This window comes from Gardnerella swidsinskii (genome assembly GCF_023277705.1).
Classification (GTDB): domain Bacteria; phylum Actinomycetota; class Actinomycetes; order Actinomycetales; family Bifidobacteriaceae; genus Bifidobacterium; species Bifidobacterium swidsinskii.
In genome coordinates this window covers 347,298-365,097 of record NZ_CP083176.1, presented here as the reverse complement: position 1 = coordinate 365,097, position 17,800 = coordinate 347,298, and the positions used below count along the sequence as shown (strand labels likewise).

Here is a 17,800-nt window from a genome sequence, read left to right as displayed (position 1 = left end):
TAAATTCGCCTACTGATTTTGGACATGATTGTGCCTGCTTGCGTTCGTATCGACGTTTGCTTTAGTAGTTTGTGATATTTCGCGCTCATTTGCTGCTGATAATGCAGTGTTCTGCACCCCGGGCAGTGCTTATTGATTCATAAAACCAACAGGCATGAGTATTCGAGTAGCTTTTAGATTTTTGGAAATCGAGGCGTTAGAATGTTACGGCTTCATGGCTGTTTCTCTAACCTTATGCGTATAACTTGTAGTTTTATGAATCGTCATCATGCGCTTGATGATGTTAGCGGTTCTGTAACTTTACAAAAATCTAAAGGTTGCACTAAAGGGTGCTCTGTTGCTAACGCTTCTAAATTGTATTACATTCGTCGCGCGGCTCTTGCGCTGATTGTTGCCGTGGTGACCATTCTTGCTGTTCTTGTTGTGCCTGTTAAGCCTGCAAGTGCTGCTCAGGTTATGTGGTCGTATGGTGGATATGGGTATTTTACTGCTAATGGTAATGGCGTTGGTAATGCTGTTGAAAATATGCATATTACGCCAACGATTACTAAGGATTCTAATGGTACTCATGTGCAGTATGAAATATATTTTAACTATGCTTTTCTTGAGCGTTTAGATTCTCAGCCTAGACAGCGTATTCCAGCGCGACCTACTTTTTATGTAGATCTTCCGAAACAGCTTATTACGGACACTATTAGAGTGAAAAGAGATAGGCGAAATGTTTACGAGAAAAAGTGGAATGACTGGTCAACTCAGAATGCTAGCGGCATCCCAGAAACAATGAAAACTTGGGATAAGAAATGGGGCTGGTCTCAAACAATTTCTCGTTGGCATTATACGTATGGCAATACAGATTTCAATGATCAATGGGAAGATACTGTTGGTGATGGTCATTTTGGCTGTGGGTATAATGTTGATTCTGAGTCTAAATTTAAGAATTACAGTTTATGCGAGATAAAGAAGTGGCATGACAATGGCGACTTTGGTATAATGCTGCGTTCGTTTGAGAGTGCTAATTCTACGACTTGCTACCGTTGGGTTATTACTGCAGATGTGCCAGATGGTACTGATATTCGTTACATGCCTATTATTGCTGGATATCAGGCTACGAATGCTGAATCTCATGAGCGTGATTATGCAACTTATGGTCCTTATGATCATGATGGTGATGGCATACCAGATAACGTGGAGTGGGATAATAGTACCAATCCGACTAAGCCTGGTGGGTTGCATTTTGAGGAGTCGGAGGATTTGCAGCCTCGTCAAGCTTCTTCTGTGAGAGCTTATACCGATGATGGTCACTGGCAAGAGAATCCTGGTGATTACTTCAATAATAAGGGTAGTTTTGTTCCTGATTATGGTAGTGACGGTAAAAGAGGTAAACTGTACGATCATATTCCTAAGAATCTTACTTATTCTATTGATGGTAATGCTTATTTTGATAACAATAAGGGATCCAATGCTCAAGTTACTTTTGATGATCCTAATAAGCAGAAGCCAGAGCCTTTACAACAAGGTCATGCGTGGATTGACAAGTCTACAGGTAAAGTGTATTTTAACCCAGCAGACTCGCATAAAAATCATACAGTCTATATACCGATTAAAGTAACATACCCTAATCCAAATAAGTACAACTGTAATCATCCTCAGCCTTTTTCAGAGACGGTTGTCGCTAAATTCAAAGTTTGGCCTATGTCTCATTTTTATAAGCCTGTGTATCCAGATTATGATAAAAAACAGGTGCAAGCTGGAAAATCAATTACGTCGGTTCCAGAAAATAAGGGGATTACTAAAGGCGATTTTCCGAAAGGTACTAGGTTTGAGCTTGGTAAGAGTAATAAATATTCTCAACCAGTGCTTTCTTGGTCAAAAATGACTAATACTAGTACTGGTGAAGTAACTTTTACTCCGAGCAAACCTCAAGATCCTAATAATTACGATACTCCTGTAATTGCTCACTATCCTGATGGCTCAAGTAGTACGGATAATGGGCAGGTTTATGCTCACGTTAAAGTAACGCCACTTACTGTAGGCAATAACGATTTAGGTTTTTCTATTGCTGAGGGTGCAGGTATGCACGATTACGGTAGTAACTATTCCGACCGTATTACTTATGGTTCGTATCATACGGATCATTACACGAATCTTGATAAAGATAAGCAGATAGATAGTAGTAGGCTTCTTATACCTGACGCGTGGTCTGCTAACAATAAGTCTCCGATTACATTCCGCGCTATTTGCCACGAAGAAAATAAGGATAATTATACGCTTCTTAAATGGGATGAAGTGAAAAACAAGCCTTTTGGTGAAGTTAACGGATTAAAGTTTACAGCTTTTCGTCAATGGAAGATTGCTACGGAAGACGAAGAAAACAAGTGCAGGAATGATAAAAACTGTAATCTTAATGATTTTAAATACTCGCATTTAACTAAAGACGAGTACAACATGAATACTATGGCTCGTTCTCGCGCGATTATTACCGGAACACCTAAGAAAAGCGGTAAGTATGAGTGTCGCGTGTTTGCTTTTAACAATGCTGTTAGTCTTAAGAATTTCGATGACATAATTGTCAATGACACTGGCGGAAGTGTTGTTTATAAGCTATTTGCTAATTATGGTACTCAGGGCGATACTAAGAATTCAAAGGGTAAAGATTGGAATGATCAAACTTTAAAGTTTAGTGTTAAAGCTTCTTACGCGCATAGGAATAATCCTAGTTATGTGCCGTTGAAAGTGAAGGCTGGTGAATATCATGCAAGTCTTACTAACGGTTATAAGAATATGACTGATGTGCCTACGAGTAAGAAAGGCGCTAATAATGCTACTCATCAGGATGATATAGAAGAAGGCGCACTTCCAGACGGCACTTGGTTCGAGTTTGATGAAAAGCAGTATAAGAAAGATAATCCTGGTTGGTATAAGAAGGATAAGGATCATCCTTATGGAATGTCTTTCTACGATAATGGTCAAGACAATAAGCCTAGCGATGGTGGGAAGACTGGTAAAAACCATGGTACGGGTGATGGTTCTCACTATGGAGTGATGTCTTTTAAGCCGCTTAAGTGGCAGAAGCCTGGCGTGTATAAAATTCCTGTGATCGTACATTATCCGGACGGTTCAAAGTCTACTGATAAAGATGCTGGTAATGGCGATGGTGTAAGTAAACCAAATCCGGTGTACGCGCAAGTGACAGCGGATCCTATGGAAGGCGATGATATAAAGCTTCGAGTGCTAAGGTCAGATTCTCCTGATGCGCCTGATATTAGTGATGCTGATGGTCAGTTTGGAAGTGGTAGCGGTCTTACCATTATGAGTGGCATGAGTCTTATGCATAGACCGTTTATTGACGCTTGGTCTACAAAAGACGTGTGGAATAGTGGTAATAAAACTGAGAAGAAAATAGGCTTGGAAGTTTTATGCGAAAATGATGACCGTGATTTTGTTTCAAAACTTGCGGGTATGAAAGCAAGTAATCCAATTACATGGAGTCATGTTGATACGTACTCCGAGCGTGAGAAATGTAAGAATAATTCTAATTGCAACGCGCAGCATAAATTGTATAGCTATAACGCTAACGATAATCCGAATAATCCGTTCGATGCTGCTCAACGTACTACTGCTACGCTCGATGGTATTCCAGAAAAAACTGGTGACTATCAGTGCGTTGCTTGGGCTTTGAAACCAGACGCTAAGAAATCTTTTGATGATATGAGTAGTCATCATGGTGCTAAATATGATTTGTTGCATGATGTTCACGGAGATCAGTACACCAGGGGTAAAGATTACGAGTTTAAGACTTTCATGATTCACGTTGTGAAACCATTCACTCTGCCAAAGACCGGCGGATGCGGCTGGAATGCGTCTTTGTGCGTTGTTTCTGCGATGTTGTCTAGTTTGATTGCTGCTGTGTTTGTAATGGATCAAACTAAGCGCGGACACGAGTTGCTTGGAAGGTGGCGACTCGTATGAAACTTTTCTACTGGGTGCATGTTTTTAATGTGCGTGTTTTTGATGCAAAATCTCATGGAATTTTGGAGCGTGATATTGCAACATAATTTCACTAAATCTAAAAAAATTTACTCATTTATGAGCAAATTATGTAAATAATTCGGTTAAAACCAAAAACAAGTAAATACTTACATCAAAATTTCAAAACTTTTAATTGCTGGAAACAGCATTTATGAAAGGAATGAATATGAACAAATTCACTAAACAATGCGTGGCAGCATTCGTCTCGCTCGCAATGGCTGGCACGCTGTGCGTTGCCGGTGCTGTGGTGGCAAACAACGTAGCATTTGCTAATAGTCCAAGTGCTGAATCTGCTAAGCCAGCACCTTGGTCTGAAGCTGGTAAGAAGCTGACTGGTTCCATTACTATCACTAAGTATAAGGATGAAACCGATGAGAAAGGTAATCAGAAGAAGGCAACTCCTGTTAAGGGTGCAAAGTTCAAGGTTTACAAAGTAACCAACTTTGATTTAACAAAATACGATCAGTGGCTTGATGTTGCTGCTAAGGTTCCAACTCTTAATGCTAATCCAAATGATTCTTCTGCTGGTTTAAGCTTTGATAATGAAACTGAAAATCCTACAAATGATAATGGTGTTGCAAAGTTTGATAAATTGGGTATCGGCTTATACAAGGTTGAAGAAACAAGTGTTCCGGATGGATACGAAAAGCTTCCGCAGCCATTCTTTATGACCATTCCACAAATCGCCAATGAATCTGGTAAGACAACATACACCTATGATGTGAAGGTTGATCCTAAGAACGCTTATACCAAGGATGCTATTAAGAAGACTGTTGATACTACAGGAATGGTTGGTACAAAGGATGATTTGCCATATACTATTTCAACTTCTGTAGTTACAACTAGTGGTACGCCTGTTAAAGATCGTACGGCTGATGATTATCAAGGCTTTGCTGTGTGGGATGACGCATTGAAGTCTGCTTATGATTCTAATAAAGATGTAGTTAAAAGCGTTAAGATTGGCACTACGGAAATTAAGAATTCTACCGGTAAAGAGGATAAGTATAAGGTAGCGGTTGTTGCAACGCCTGGTGATAATACTCGTCAGCGTATTACCGTATTGTTTACAGATGCAGGTCTTGGCGAAATTGCTAATGCTCTTAAGACTTCGCCTAATGCAAAGTTAACTGTTGAGCTTAAATTCACTCTTAAGGCAGATGCTCTAGCTGGCGAACTCGTTAACAAGTATGGTTATCAGCCAGGATATAAGAAAGGTACTCCTGTAAAAGATCAACCAAAACCTGTTAATCCAACTCCAAATCCAGATTCTAAGGTAACTCTTGTTAAATTCCAGATCAAGAAGATAAGCAGCACTGACGGAAAAGCTATTAAGGGTGCTAAGTTTGCTGTGTTTGCAAAGAAAACTGAGGCTGACGCATGCGCAGCTGACGCTTCTCGTTCTACAGATAAGTGCAAGAACAAGTCTTCTAAGGGCTTTGCTACTGATACTGAAACTGCTGATACTGGTTTGACAGCAGCTGGATTTAAAGCAAAGGTTGGACAAAAGTTCTACGTTGTGGAAACTAAGGCTCCAGACAACTATGTCTTGGCTCCAAAGGTTGAAGAAGTTACTATTCCTACGACTTATACCTCTGCTGCTGGCTATGATAAAAATTCGCAGACGTTTGTTTACTCGTTCAAGGATGTTCCAACGAGCAATAACATCGACCACTGGTTCAAGCTTCCAAAGACCGGTGCTTATGGCGTGTTTATTTTCGCTATTGCTGGAATTGTTTTGATTGCTGCAAGCGTGTTTATTTACACTCGTAACAATCGCAAAGAAGAAGATAAGAAGCGCGCTTAGTATTCTTCTAACGTAAATATATTATAAAAAACTCAGGGGGTTGGGCGGTATTTGCTTAGCCCCCTATTTTACTTTTTGGAAGTGGATTTATGAGTTTTACTAAATTTGCAAAAGCTTGCCGCAGTAGCTTAGAAAGAGTAGAGCGATTAGCAGGCTTACATATTCTTAAATCCACTCCCAATGAATCGTCTGCAAACGAATCTTCTGCAGACTCAAATTCTGCAAATTCCAAAAAATCTGTTTTTAAATGCGTTATTGAACCAATCATTCTGGCGCTAGCTGCAATTCTATGCTTCACCTACCCAGTGGCATCAACACTGTGGAATAATCACGTGTCTAAACAAATTTCCATAGATTACGACAAAGTAACTTATAATCAAGCCGCTAGCGTGCGACAATCTATTCTAAAAAGTGCGCGAAAATACAATGCGCGCAGAAAAAAAATTTTTACAGCCGATCCGTATGACGGTAGTGACAATTACAAAAAAACAGCAGACTATAAGTCATATATCAAACAACTAGACGAACCAATGGGAATTATGGGAATCATAAAAATCCCAAAAATAGGCGTAAAACTACCGATTTATCATGGTGCTTCGCGCGATGTTCTAGCTCGCGGAGCAGGGCACTTGTATGGCACAGATTTGCCAGTGGGCGGCAAAAACAGGCATACTGTTATCACAGCTCATACTGGTTTGCCTACAGCAACCATGTTTGACGGTTTAATCGATATGAAGCGTGGGGACTACTTCTACATTGATGTACAGGGCTATACAATGCGCTATAGGGTGTTTCGCATTAATGTTGTAGACCCAGAAGATATTAGTTTGTTGCAGCGTGAAAAGGGTCGTGATTTAGCGACTTTGCTTACATGTACGCCGTATGGTGTTAACTCGCATAGATTGCTAGTGACGGGGTATCGTGTGCTGCCGGACCCAGCGCATGCTCCAGAAGATCATCTTCAGTGGTCATTCTGGATGACGATGTTCCTTATAGCGTTAATAAGTTGCGCGGTGGTTCTTGCCACAATGATTATTGCTATAGTTCGAAAACGTCGTAATAATAATATTGCGCCGCAAGGAATGCATGTTGGCAGTAAATAAAACTCAGCTGCAACCGCTTCATTTAGATAACCTCAGTCTATGGAGTAGACTGGTATGGTTACGAATATGTATGTTGATGATGACATGGCGTACTAAATAGCACATGGTGCAGAAGGAGTATTTATGGCTGGTAAGGCTTCACCTAGTGAACCATTGTGGGAGACAATTCTCCTGTTTGTGCCTAGAACTTTAGGAAAGTTAGTGCGCTCGCTTTTTGGTGTTGGAGAATACGATGAGGCATATCGCAGGGACGGTTTGTGCTTCGTTATGCTTGTTCTTGCGATTTTGTTCTGCGCATCAGAATGGTTTAGAGTTAGTGGATTTATTGGAGTAGGTCTCCATTTTGTGTCCTCTAGTTTGCTTGGAATTATGAGCGTTGTTCTGCCTGTGTGGTTAAGCGTTGTTGCTTTTAGGTTGATGCGTAACAGTGGAGCTGGCTCTGGTAATCCTCGTGTTATTAGCGGATTTATTATTCTATTGTTGTCTGTTTGCTCAATTCTTGATATTTCTTCTGCACCTCGCGGAAAAGCGTTTAATTTAGACACTGTACAGAAGTCAGGTGGGTTATTAGGTTTTGTGCTCGGGTCTCCGCTATCGTGGGGTCTTTCTCGTATTTTTGCAATTATTATTTTTGTAGTGGCTGCTATTTTTTCGATATTAATGATTACTCGCCTTCATGTAACTGATATAGCTCAAGTCGTGGCTGCTATTCTTGCTAAGTATAATAATAAAAAGTCTTCTGAAGATTTAGGAAACTCTGCAGAAGATAATTCTGACAGCAAAACCAATTCTTTGGAATTTGCAGATGATGTGCCAACTCACAATGAAGAGTTGCCGAAAAATAATAGCAGATCTTCTCAAATGTCTTCTGTGCTGAAACTGTTTAAATCATTCTTTAAGCGTAAAAACAGTAATAATAATGGGGAATTGCTTGACGAATACGCTGGCGATGATGCATTTTCGCATGCTGCTTCTCACGGTAATAGTGCAGATAATCTTGAAAGAGTTGAACCTCGTAAAGCAAGAACTGTGAGCAGCTCTTCAGATAATAATGCTGTAAATAATTCTCAATTTGAAAATGCTGATAATAATTCGAGTCAACTTACACCTAGAAGTGTTTCATCTTCATCAAAGCCTGTTTCTGAAGAAATATTGCCAAAAGCTCCTATGAGTGATTCCTCTTTATCTGCAAGCGATCCATGGTCAAGTATTCCAGCTGAACGTATGAATCAATATCGCAGGGATCAGGAAGATTCAGATAATGAAAATGCTACCGACAGTGAAAATGGTGCTGGCAATAATAATGAGCCTTCTTTTGATTCTTCCTCTGAACCTTACATGCTCCCTGATTTGAATCTTTTGGCTTATGGCAAGCCTCATGTTGCGAGAACTCCAGCAAACGATAACGTTATTCGCGCGTTAACTTCTACTTTCGAACAGTTTGACGTTGACGCTCACGTTATTGGATTCCTTAGAGGCCCATCTGTTACGCAGTACGAGGTTGAGCTTGGTCCTGGTGTAAAAGTTGAAAAAGTTACGAATTTGCAAAAAAATATTGCATACGCTGTAGCTAGTACGGATGTGCGTATTTTGTCGCCAATCCCAGGAAAGTCTGCTATTGGTATTGAAATTCCAAACGTCGACCGCGAAATTGTGCATTTGGGAGATGTTCTGCGCTCGCAAAAAGCTATGAATGACCCTAATCCTATGCTTACAGGCGTTGGAAAAGATGTTGAAGGTCATTTCGTAACGGCAGCTCTCGATAAAATGCCGCATTTGCTTGTTGCTGGTGCTACTGGTTCTGGTAAGTCGAGTTTCATTAATTCAATGCTTACTTCGATTATTATGAGAGCAACTCCTGAACAAGTTCGCATGATTATGGTCGATCCTAAGCGCGTGGAGCTTTCTGCTTATGCTGGCATTCCGCATTTGCTTACTCCGATTATTACAGATCCTAAGAAGGCTGCGCAGGCTCTTGAATGGGTTGTTAAAGAGATGGATGCTCGTTACGATGACTTGCAATTCTTTGGTTTCCGTCATGTTAAAGATTTCAACAAGGCTGTTCGTGAAGGAAAGGTTCATGCTCCGGCTGGATCTGAGCGAAAAGTTGCTCCATACCCGTATTTACTTGTGGTTGTAGATGAGATGGCTGATTTGATGATGGTTGCTAAGAACGATGTGGAAAGTTCTATTCAGCGTATTACTCAGCTTGCTCGAGCTGCAGGTGTGCATTTAGTTCTCGCTACTCAGCGTCCGTCTGTTGATGTTGTAACAGGCCTGATTAAAGCAAATATTCCTTCTCGCTTGGCTTTTGCTACTTCATCTGCAACGGATTCCAGGGTTATTCTCGATACTGTTGGTGCGGAAACTTTGATTGGTCAAGGTGACGCTTTGTTCCTTCCAATGGGTGCTGCTAAGCCTCAGCGTGTGCAGGGTTCGTGGGTGAGTGAATCTGAAATTCGTAAGGCTGTTGAGTATGTTCGCACGCAGCGCAAGCCAAAGTATCGTGAAGATATTGAGCAAATGGCTCAAAAAGCTGATGCTCAAGCTCAAAGCAAGCTTAAAACTAGCGATATTGGCGACGATATGGATGAGTTGCTTCAGGCTGCAGAGCTTGTTGTTAGCTCGCAATTTGGCTCTACTTCAATGCTTCAGCGCAAGTTGCGCGTTGGCTTTGCAAAGGCAGGTCGATTGATGGATTTGCTTGAATCTCGAGGAGTAGTGGGACCTTCTGAAGGTTCTAAAGCTCGCGAAGTTTTGGTTCAGCCGGAAGATTTGCCAAAAGTTTTGGCTTTTATTCGTGGTGAGTCAGATTCGTTATAAGATATTGTATTGTTATGTGCAGTACCAAGTTGTGTGATGTGCTAGAAGTTTTTACTTTGCAGTAGAATGAAGGTTATGTGTATGAAGAAAAAAGCTAAGTCATCATTTTTTGTTGGCTGGAATTATGCTCCGAATATTGTGACTTATATCCGTATTTTGCTTTCGCTTGTTTTTATTGTTTTATATTTGAAAGCAGGTATATGGGGTTTTGATTCAGTTTCGTTGCGTTGGGCTGCGTTTGTGCTGTTTGTTGTAGCTGCTTCTACGGATAAGCTTGACGGGTGGATGGCTCGTAAATATCATAAGGTTACAGAATTAGGTAAGTTGCTTGATCCAATTGCGGATAAAATTCTTATTTTAGCTGCGCTTATTATTGCTTCTGTTTTCGGCGAAATTTATTGGTGGATAACCATCTTGTTCATGATTCGCGAAATTGCCATTACTCTTGTGCGAATTTATGTTGTTAATGTTCGTGGAAGGGTAATTGCTGCATCCTCTGCAGGAAAATATAAGACTCTTACGCAGTCGATTGGTATTGCAATGATTATTGCACCTCTTGTTGCAACTCTTCATGCTAATCCATTGCCTTCTTGGATGGTTTCTTACTATGCAGTTGCTTTTGGCTTGCTTGGTATTTCTTTGGGCTTTGCTTTCTATTCTGCAGTTTTGTATGTCTATAGTGCTTTCTTTGAGGGTTCTTCAAATAGCGAATCTCAAGTTGATGATGCAAAAAATGCAGTGCCTTTGTCTCCTGTGAAGTAAATAAAATATAACGAGTTAAACTTCTTGTTTGTAGCTTACGGTTTTTCATAGATTATCCCTAAAGGGTTTATGTTTTGGAAAATCGTAAGCTACAATCATATCGAGCGTATTATGAATAATTCTTCAGGTTTTAATACAGTTTCTTTAGCTGCGGATCTATTGGAAAAAAGTTTTATTAAAGGAATGCATATTGCTTCAGCAGAGTCGTTAACTGGCGGGCTTTTGGCTGATGCTTTTGTTTCTGTTCCTGGTGCGTCACGAGTTTTTTGTGGATCTGCTGTCACTTATGATATTCATGCTAAATCCAAAATTCTTGGCGTAAATTCTAATCTTTTACAATCTGAAGGCGCGGTTTACCAGGATGTTGCTTTTCAAATGGCGATTGGAGCTGCTCAAATATATCGTGGCAGTGGATGGATGTATGAGGAAGATTGTGAGTGTTGTGCAAATTTTCCTATTATTGGCTTGTCTACAACTGGTGTTGCAGGTCCTGGTCCTGATGGTAATAAACCAGCAGGTTTAGTTTATGTTGGAATATTTTTGCCTCAAGTTAGTGATGTTATGGATTCTGTTAAAGATGTAGCTCGTAAAGAACTTGAAAATGGCTGTGTGAGTAACGTCTATGATTATGATTTTGCTCAAATCGAAAGTCAAAGCGTAACTAAAATTGCGCCATCAAGTGCTGCTTTTGTTTTTGAATTGAGATTATCTGGCAGTCGTCAAGAAGTTCGCGAATCTACTGTATTTCAGTTATTGAGAATAGCTAATGACTTGATTGCTTATGTCGAAGATTGTAAGTAGTTGGGGTGTAATCAAGACACGCGCTATCGAACAAATGTTCGCATATGTAGTATACTTATGTTTGTCGAGATGATTTAAGCTGAGTTAAGTGTTTAAGTGCTTGGATTAAATGTTTTATCCACATTGCACAAAAATGCTTGTACTTGAATCTAGTATGGAACTAAGGTCGTTCGATACATAACGGCATGCGAAAGGAGTAGCATACATGGCGCAAACAAAAAGTAAAGGCAGTATTAATCGCCTTATTGATGCGGATAAAACAGATCCACGTCGCCAAGCAGCGTTAGAAACTGCTTTAGCCAATGTTGAACGACAATATGGAAAAGGTTCTGCAATGCGCTTAGGTGATAGACCTATGCAAGATGTAGAAGTTATTCCTACTGGTTCATTAGCGTTGGACACTGCTTTGGGGATTGGCGGTGTTCCTAGAGGGCGAATAGTTGAAGTCTACGGTCCTGAGTCTTCTGGTAAAACAACTCTTGCTTTGCATATTGTTGCAAATGCTCAAAAAAATGGTGGGGTAGCGGCATTTATTGATGCTGAGCATGCGTTGGATCCTGTCTATGCGCGAAAGCTTGGAGTAGACACGGATGCTCTTATTGTTTCTCAGCCAGATAATGGTGAGCAGGCATTGGAAATTGCTGATATGCTTATTCGTTCTGGTGCGTTAGATGTTATTGTTGTTGATTCTGTAGCGGCATTAGTTCCTAAAGCTGAAATCGATGGCGATATGGGAGATAGTCATGTGGGTTTACAAGCTCGCTTAATGAGTCAGGCGTTGCGTAAGATGACTGGTGCTCTTTCACAAGCTGGCACTACTGCTATTTTTATTAATCAGCTTCGTGAAAAAATTGGTGTATTCTTTGGTAATCCTGAAACTACCACTGGTGGTAAAGCTTTGAAGTTCTATGCGTCTGTGCGTATGGATATTCGCAGAGTTTCTACTATTAAAGAGGGCGAAGAAGCTGTTGGCAACCGAACTAAAGTTAAGATTGTCAAGAATAAAATGGCTCCGCCTTTTAAAACTGCTGAGTTTGATGTTCTTTACGGAGAAGGTATCTCGACTGAAGGTTCCGTTATCGATATGGGGCTGCAAGCTGAAGTTATTAAGAAATCTGGTTCTTGGTTTACTTATGAAGGTGAGCAGCTTGGACAAGGTCGTGAAAACGTCCGTAAGTTCTTGAAAGATAATCCAGCTATTACTGAAGAAATTAGCGAAAAAGTCAAAGCTTCGTTAGGTTTAATGCATCCTGAAGATCAATTCGCTGAAGATTCTGAACTAGATCAATTCGCTGATGATTCTGTAGCTAAAAATTCTGCACAAAAGTCATCCGAATCGAAGTAATAATAAGATTACAGTATAAAGCGAATGCAATATGCCTATTAGTGTAGAGAGTTTTCTTCGCGATCATCCAGTAGAGCGGACTGAAGAAGATGACGAAAGTAATAGCGTAAAGCCACATACTCGCAAAAAAATATCGCATAAGTCAGTACTTTTAAGCGCAAAAAATAATACAAAAAACATGCCGTATGTAAAAAACGCTAAAGTAAGTGATTTAAGCGACGAACTTTGCAATAGTAGTGAAGATGATTGCAGGGAAGCTGCTTTAAGGCTTTTAGATTATGCTCCTCGCTCTGTGATGGACATGCGCAAAAGGCTTAAAGAAAAAGGCTACACGGAAGTTGCTGTTGACGCGGTTATTTATCGTTTGCTTGAATTGCATCTTCTTGATGACAATCAATACGCTCAAATGGTGATTCGCTCTTGCGCAGTGAGGCTTCTTGGTGCTAGAGCTACTCGAATGGAATTGCAGCGTAAAAATGTTGATCCTGCTGCTATTTCACAAAACGTAGCTTCTGCTCAAAACTCTGGAGTATTCACTGAAGCAGCGTGGGAACTCGGTCGCAAAACGGCTTCGCGCACGAGAAATCTTGAGCCTTTAGTTCGAAGACGAAGATTTTTCGCAGCAGCTGCAAGAAAAGGTCATGATTTAAACGTTATTAACGAAGTGTATGCAGCTTTATTCGAAAGTAATAACGAATGAATAGTAAAAGAGGCTGGATTATACAAGTAAACCAGCCTCTTTCGCTTAAAACTTTATGATTATTTTGCGAAATTATGCGCTTGAGCTAAAACATACTCAGGCATATCTTCAACATTAATAACATCATTAAAGCGTGGAGTTTTATTTTCAAGATTTCTAAGCATGCTTGGAGCTTTAGTTCCTGTAGCTTTACTAAGAGCGTCCATGCATTTGAAATCATTCATATCTTGCACATGCTCAATATTCAAAGCTTCAGCAACAACGCGAGGGAATTTGTATGGGCTTGCAGTGCTTAGCAATACTCTAGGTGTGCTTTCGTCATGTGGAATATTTTGCATAACGAAGAATCCGCAAGCAGTATGTGGGTCGATTACATACTTGTACTTGTTCCAGCAGTCATAAATAGCTTCGCGAATTTGATCTTCATTTGCCCAACCGCAGCCAAACAGTGAGCGAATCTTTGCAAGCACATTTTCTGGAATCTCAAAAGCGCCCCACTGCTGTAAATCGTTCATAAGCATTTGTATTAAACGCGTGTCTTTATCGCACATGTAATAAAGCATTCGTTCCAAATTAGAAGAAACCAAAATATCCATAGAAGGAGCAACAGTGTGATGGAATGTGCGCTGACGGTTATAAGTGCCGCTTACCAAAAAATCAAACAAAACATTATTGCTATTGCTTGCAACAATAAGATGTTTTACAGGAAGACCAAGCATTTTTGCGTAATATCCAGCAAGAATATCGCCAAAATTGCCGGTTGGTACGCAAAACTCAACTTCGTCTCCAAGAGCTATTGCTTTACGCTCAACAAGTTGCTTATAAGCCGCAAAATAGTACACGACTTGCGGCACGAGTCGTCCAACATTTATTGAATTAGCAGAAGACAATTCAGTATTCGCAGATTCTTCAATATTTTTATTAAGCTCACTATTGGTGAAAATCTGTTTTACGCCAGTTTGAGCATCGTCAAAATTGCCTCGAACTGCGCAAACTTTCACATTTTCGCCCACCTGCGTAGTCATTTGCAATTCTTGAACGCGGCTAACTTTTCCTTCTGGATAAAAAGTAACCATAGAAGTGCCTGGAACATCAGCAAAACCAGCCAAAGCAGCTTTACCTGTATCTCCAGAAGTTGCAGTTAGAATCATAACGCTTTTTTCAATATCAGATTCGTTTTCGTGTTGAGTTTTAGTGCGAGACATTAATTGTGGCAACATTTGCAAAGCAACGTCTTTAAACGCGCATGTAGGACCATGGAAAAGTTCCATCACAAAATCGCGAGTGTTTCCAAGCTGCTGGAGTGGAGTAATAGCGTTATTAGCCCATTGATTGCCGTATGCCAGTTTAATGCAAGAAGAAAGCTCTTCTGAAGTATAATCTGGCAGTAACAGTTGTAAAATATCTTGCGCAATTTCTTGATACGATTTGCCTTGCAATTTAGAAATATCGTAACGCTCGCTACCAAGGCTATCGGCTACAAATAATCCGCCATCTTCAGCAATTCCTTTACGTATTGCTTCTTTTGAAGTGCATGTTGGCTTAAGCGAACGAGTGCTATGGAAAATAGTTGTATCTGATGCCATAATAACTCCGTAACCGTCTGTTTATAGAGAATATTTTTTACTTACATAGATTATTTATGTAAATTATTTACACAACTTATATCAAATTATGGTACCTGAAGTGCTGGGCGAATGGGCGTGTGCTAATCTCATATGTATAAATGCTTTTGTTTTACTATTAATTAATTGGCGATTAGGCAAATAATCTATAGGGGGAAACGTTGTCTGTTGATGATTTAGTGAATGCTCGTGCGGATTGTGCGCGCAAAGCGTGGCGTAATTTTGCTCATGCAGACACTCGCGCAAAAAATGCGCTTCTCGAAAAAATGGCAGATGCCTTAGAGTATGCAGCTTCAAATATTGCTGAGGCTAACAAAAAAGATCTTAAAGAAGCTGAAGCTAAAGGAATGGATGCTGGAAAGCTCGACAGGCTTAAATTTGACGAAGAGCGAATCCAAGCTTCTGCAAAAAGCGTGCGAAAAATTGCACAATTGCAAGATCCTGTAGGAGAGGTTGTTCGCGGATACACTCTTCCTAATGGCATTAAACTTTCGCAAATTCGAGTTCCAATGGGCGTTATGGGAATGATTTACGAAGCTCGTCCAAACGTAACTATTGATGTAGCTGCTTTGTGTATTAAATCTGGAAATGCTGCGATTTTGCGTGGTGGAAGCGCGGCTCTCCATACGAATCAGGCGAGTATTGAAGTTATACAATCGGTTCTTAAAAATTCTAACTTTAGTGCTGATTTGATTCAGTCTGTTGATGATTTAGGAAGAGACGGAGCTACGTCAATGATGCATGCTCACGGTCATATTGATGTGCTTGTGCCTAGAGGTAGCGCAAATCTTATTGCAGCAGTTGTTCAAGAATCTACGGTTCCTGTTATTGAGACTGGAGCTGGAAACGTACATATTTATGTAGATAAAAGCGCTGATATTAAAAAAGCTGTACCGATTATTATTAATGCAAAAACGCAACGAGTGGGCGTGTGCAACGCTGCTGAAAAATTATTAGTGCATAAAGCTGTTGCGCAAGAATTTTTGCCAAAAATCGCTGCTGCTTTAGCTGAGCATAATGTAATTTTGCATGCAGATGATAAATCTTACGATATTTTACAATCCGCTAATATTCAAGGATTGCAGCTTGAGTGTGCCACTGAGGAAGATTGGAAGCGAGAATATTTGTCGCTGAATATGGGTGTGAAAGTTGTAAATGATTATACTGATGCAGCTTCTCATATTGCGAAATATTCTACTGGTCATACTGAAACCATTATTGCTGAAGATTATTCAACTATTCAAAGTTTTATTGCAAGTGTTGATTCCGCTGTAGTTATGGTAAATGCTTCAACGCGCTTTACGGATGGCGGCGAGTTTGGTTTTGGTGCAGAACTTGGTATTTCTACGCAAAAATTGCATGCAAGAGGCCCTATGGGTTTGTTTGAAATGACAACAACCAAATGGATCGGCTACGGAGATGGGCAGATACGCGAGTAGTACTGGTTTTAATAGTTACGTGGCGGTAAGGTAAGAGTATGCCTAATAATGACGTGAATTTGAGTACAGCTGAGGCGCTTGATGTTGCTGCTGAACGTTTGTCCATTGTGCGATATGTTTTTTTGGTGCAAATTGAAGATGGTATTGCTTCTGCATCGCAACGTTCATCGCTTGAGTATGCTGACGCAGTGTTGATGGGCTGGCCAGATTCTGATTCGAATGATGTGACTATTCCTGATGAAACTTCGTTTAATAATGTTCTTAAAAATGTTCGCAATATGGAAAAGAATATTATTAAGTTTAGCGAATTAGAACGTGATCATGATATTGATGGCATGACATCCATGCTTGCTAAAATTTCGGAATCTGTAGCGAAAATTCGTGGTGCATATCAACCAGATTTCCCTCTTCCAACTTTTGCCGAAATCCAGCGTGTTGTAAAAGATGAGTGGGATGAAGAAATGGGCAATATTAATCCGGATAGCGCAAATGTTGCATCTGGATTAGTGAATGAAACTCAAGTGGAAGACAAGGAATCTGAAGCGAATGAGTCCTGAAATTCACGAAGATGCAGAACGTCGCATGTCTGACCTATTTCATGGCGCGTTTACTGGTAAAGAAGCGGCTCCTCCTGCGGTTGTGAATTCAGTTCATAAACGTACTTCTGCTCGTGGCAATGTGCATGAACGTCAGCGCATTGGAATTATGGGCGGCACATTCGATCCAATACACAATGGCCACTTGGTTGCTGCTTCAGAAGTTGCTTGGGTTTATGATCTTGACGAAGTTATTTTCGTTCCTACCGGTAGGCCTGTTTTTAAGCTTGATAAAAAAGTTACGAATGCAGAAGATCGTTATTTAATGACTGTTATTGCAACAGCATCAAATCCAAAGTTCACTGTTTCTAGGGTTGATATTGATCGCCCTGGAGTTACTTATACTATTGATACTTTGAAAGATATTCACGCGCAGCATCCGGATGCTGAGCTTTTCTTTATTACTGGAGCTGACGCTATTGCTGAAATAATGCAATGGAAAAATGCGCGCGAAATGTGGAATTTGGCTCGATTTGTGGCTGTTACTCGTCCTGGCTATTCGAGACCAGAAAAGCTAGCAGATTCTAATTCTCCGTTAATGCCTCGCCAAATGCATACGAATGATACTGGTATTGCGGCGAATCGTGACGATATGGTTCATTGTGATTCTACGCATTTGCCGGTTGATATTTTAGAGATTCCAGCGTTGTCTATTTCTTCTACTGATGTTCGTCGTCGAGCTGAGCATGGTGAGCCGGTGTGGTATTTAGTTCCAGATGGAGTAGTTCAATACATAGTTAAGCATGGTTTATATCGTGCGTAATTATTGATTT

At 40.3% G+C, this 17,800-nt stretch carries 12 protein-coding genes; 11 read left to right on the top strand and 1 reads right to left on the bottom strand.

Annotated elements, in window-relative coordinates; all coding sequences use genetic code 11:
- The first annotated feature begins 255 nt into the window (after positions 1-255).
- The 8 genes from K9E37_RS01485 (at position 256) to K9E37_RS01450 (ending at position 13,367) form a co-directional block, all read left to right on the top strand.
- Positions 256-3,969: a Rib/alpha-like domain-containing protein gene (locus K9E37_RS01485; protein ID WP_248893432.1), complete on the top strand. Its 3,714-nt coding sequence runs from the start codon at positions 256-258 to the stop codon at positions 3,967-3,969.
- Between the two features lie 226 nt (positions 3,970-4,195).
- Positions 4,196-5,833: a SpaH/EbpB family LPXTG-anchored major pilin gene (locus K9E37_RS01480; RefSeq protein ID WP_248893430.1), complete on the top strand. Its 1,638-nt coding sequence runs from the start codon at positions 4,196-4,198 to the stop codon at positions 5,831-5,833.
- 89 nt (positions 5,834-5,922) lie between these two features.
- On the top strand, positions 5,923-6,936 hold the full coding sequence (locus K9E37_RS01475) for a class C sortase (RefSeq protein WP_076002945.1): 1,014 nt from the start codon (positions 5,923-5,925) through the stop codon (positions 6,934-6,936).
- 123 nt (positions 6,937-7,059) lie between these two features.
- The gene (locus K9E37_RS01470; protein WP_248893428.1) at positions 7,060-9,759 is read left to right on the top strand and encodes an FtsK/SpoIIIE family DNA translocase; all 2,700 of its coding nucleotides are present in this window, start codon (positions 7,060-7,062) and stop codon (positions 9,757-9,759) included.
- Between the two features lie 81 nt (positions 9,760-9,840).
- On the top strand, positions 9,841-10,521 hold the full coding sequence (pgsA, locus tag K9E37_RS01465) for a CDP-diacylglycerol--glycerol-3-phosphate 3-phosphatidyltransferase (protein ID WP_076002943.1): 681 nt from the start codon (positions 9,841-9,843) through the stop codon (positions 10,519-10,521).
- A 111-nt stretch (positions 10,522-10,632) separates the two neighbouring features.
- Positions 10,633-11,322 carry a CinA family protein gene (locus tag K9E37_RS01460; RefSeq protein WP_248893584.1) on the top strand — a complete coding sequence of 230 codons (690 nt, stop codon included), beginning with the start codon at positions 10,633-10,635 and terminating at the stop codon, positions 11,320-11,322.
- 205 nt (positions 11,323-11,527) lie between these two features.
- Complete coding sequence (gene recA / locus K9E37_RS01455; protein ID WP_004106501.1) at positions 11,528-12,667, top strand: recombinase RecA; 1,140 nt, start codon at positions 11,528-11,530, stop codon at positions 12,665-12,667.
- Positions 12,668-12,698: 31 nt separating this feature from the next.
- Positions 12,699-13,367: a regulatory protein RecX gene (locus tag K9E37_RS01450; protein WP_248893426.1), complete on the top strand. Its 669-nt coding sequence runs from the start codon at positions 12,699-12,701 to the stop codon at positions 13,365-13,367.
- Positions 13,368-13,426: 59 nt separating this feature from the next.
- Here K9E37_RS01450 and thrC read toward each other — a convergent pair whose 3' ends face one another.
- Positions 13,427-14,953, bottom strand: coding sequence for a threonine synthase (gene thrC, locus K9E37_RS01445; protein WP_248893424.1), 1,527 nt, complete (start codon positions 14,951-14,953; stop codon positions 13,427-13,429).
- A gap of 200 nt (positions 14,954-15,153) precedes the next feature.
- Here thrC and K9E37_RS01440 point away from each other — a divergent pair, with 200 nt between their 5' ends.
- Genes K9E37_RS01440 through nadD form a run of 3 tightly spaced genes read left to right on the top strand, consistent with a single transcriptional unit; the run spans position 15,154 to position 17,790 of the window.
- Positions 15,154-16,431: a glutamate-5-semialdehyde dehydrogenase gene (locus K9E37_RS01440; RefSeq protein WP_064621530.1), complete on the top strand. Its 1,278-nt coding sequence runs from the start codon at positions 15,154-15,156 to the stop codon at positions 16,429-16,431.
- 38 nt (positions 16,432-16,469) lie between these two features.
- A complete protein-coding gene (locus K9E37_RS01435; protein ID WP_004108325.1) occupies positions 16,470-16,988 on the top strand; it encodes a hypothetical protein in 519 nt (172 codons plus the stop codon).
- A complete protein-coding gene (nadD, locus tag K9E37_RS01430) occupies positions 16,978-17,790 on the top strand; it encodes a nicotinate-nucleotide adenylyltransferase (RefSeq protein WP_004108320.1) in 813 nt (270 codons plus the stop codon). The genes K9E37_RS01435 and nadD overlap by 11 nt, the downstream gene beginning before the upstream one ends.
- Positions 17,791-17,800: the final 10 nt, after the last annotated feature.

Excerpts from the sequence above, each read along its gene's own strand:
- K9E37_RS01475 (WP_076002945.1), top strand. The coding sequence starts at position 5,923 with ATGAGTTTTACTAAATTTGCAAAAGCTTGCCGCAGTAGCTTAGAAAGA.
- K9E37_RS01485 (WP_248893432.1), top strand. The coding sequence starts at position 256 with ATGAATCGTCATCATGCGCTTGATGATGTTAGCGGTTCTGTAACTTTA.
- K9E37_RS01460 (WP_248893584.1), top strand. The coding sequence starts at position 10,633 with ATGAATAATTCTTCAGGTTTTAATACAGTTTCTTTAGCTGCGGATCTA.
- thrC (WP_248893424.1), bottom strand. The coding sequence starts at position 14,953 with ATGGCATCAGATACAACTATTTTCCATAGCACTCGTTCGCTTAAGCCA.
- K9E37_RS01435 (WP_004108325.1), top strand. The coding sequence starts at position 16,470 with ATGCCTAATAATGACGTGAATTTGAGTACAGCTGAGGCGCTTGATGTT.
- pgsA (WP_076002943.1), top strand. The coding sequence starts at position 9,841 with ATGAAGAAAAAAGCTAAGTCATCATTTTTTGTTGGCTGGAATTATGCT.
- K9E37_RS01470 (WP_248893428.1), top strand. The coding sequence starts at position 7,060 with ATGGCTGGTAAGGCTTCACCTAGTGAACCATTGTGGGAGACAATTCTC.
- K9E37_RS01480 (WP_248893430.1), top strand. The coding sequence starts at position 4,196 with ATGAACAAATTCACTAAACAATGCGTGGCAGCATTCGTCTCGCTCGCA.
- recA (WP_004106501.1), top strand. The coding sequence starts at position 11,528 with ATGGCGCAAACAAAAAGTAAAGGCAGTATTAATCGCCTTATTGATGCG.
- nadD (WP_004108320.1), top strand. The coding sequence starts at position 16,978 with ATGAGTCCTGAAATTCACGAAGATGCAGAACGTCGCATGTCTGACCTA.
- K9E37_RS01450 (WP_248893426.1), top strand. The coding sequence starts at position 12,699 with ATGCCTATTAGTGTAGAGAGTTTTCTTCGCGATCATCCAGTAGAGCGG.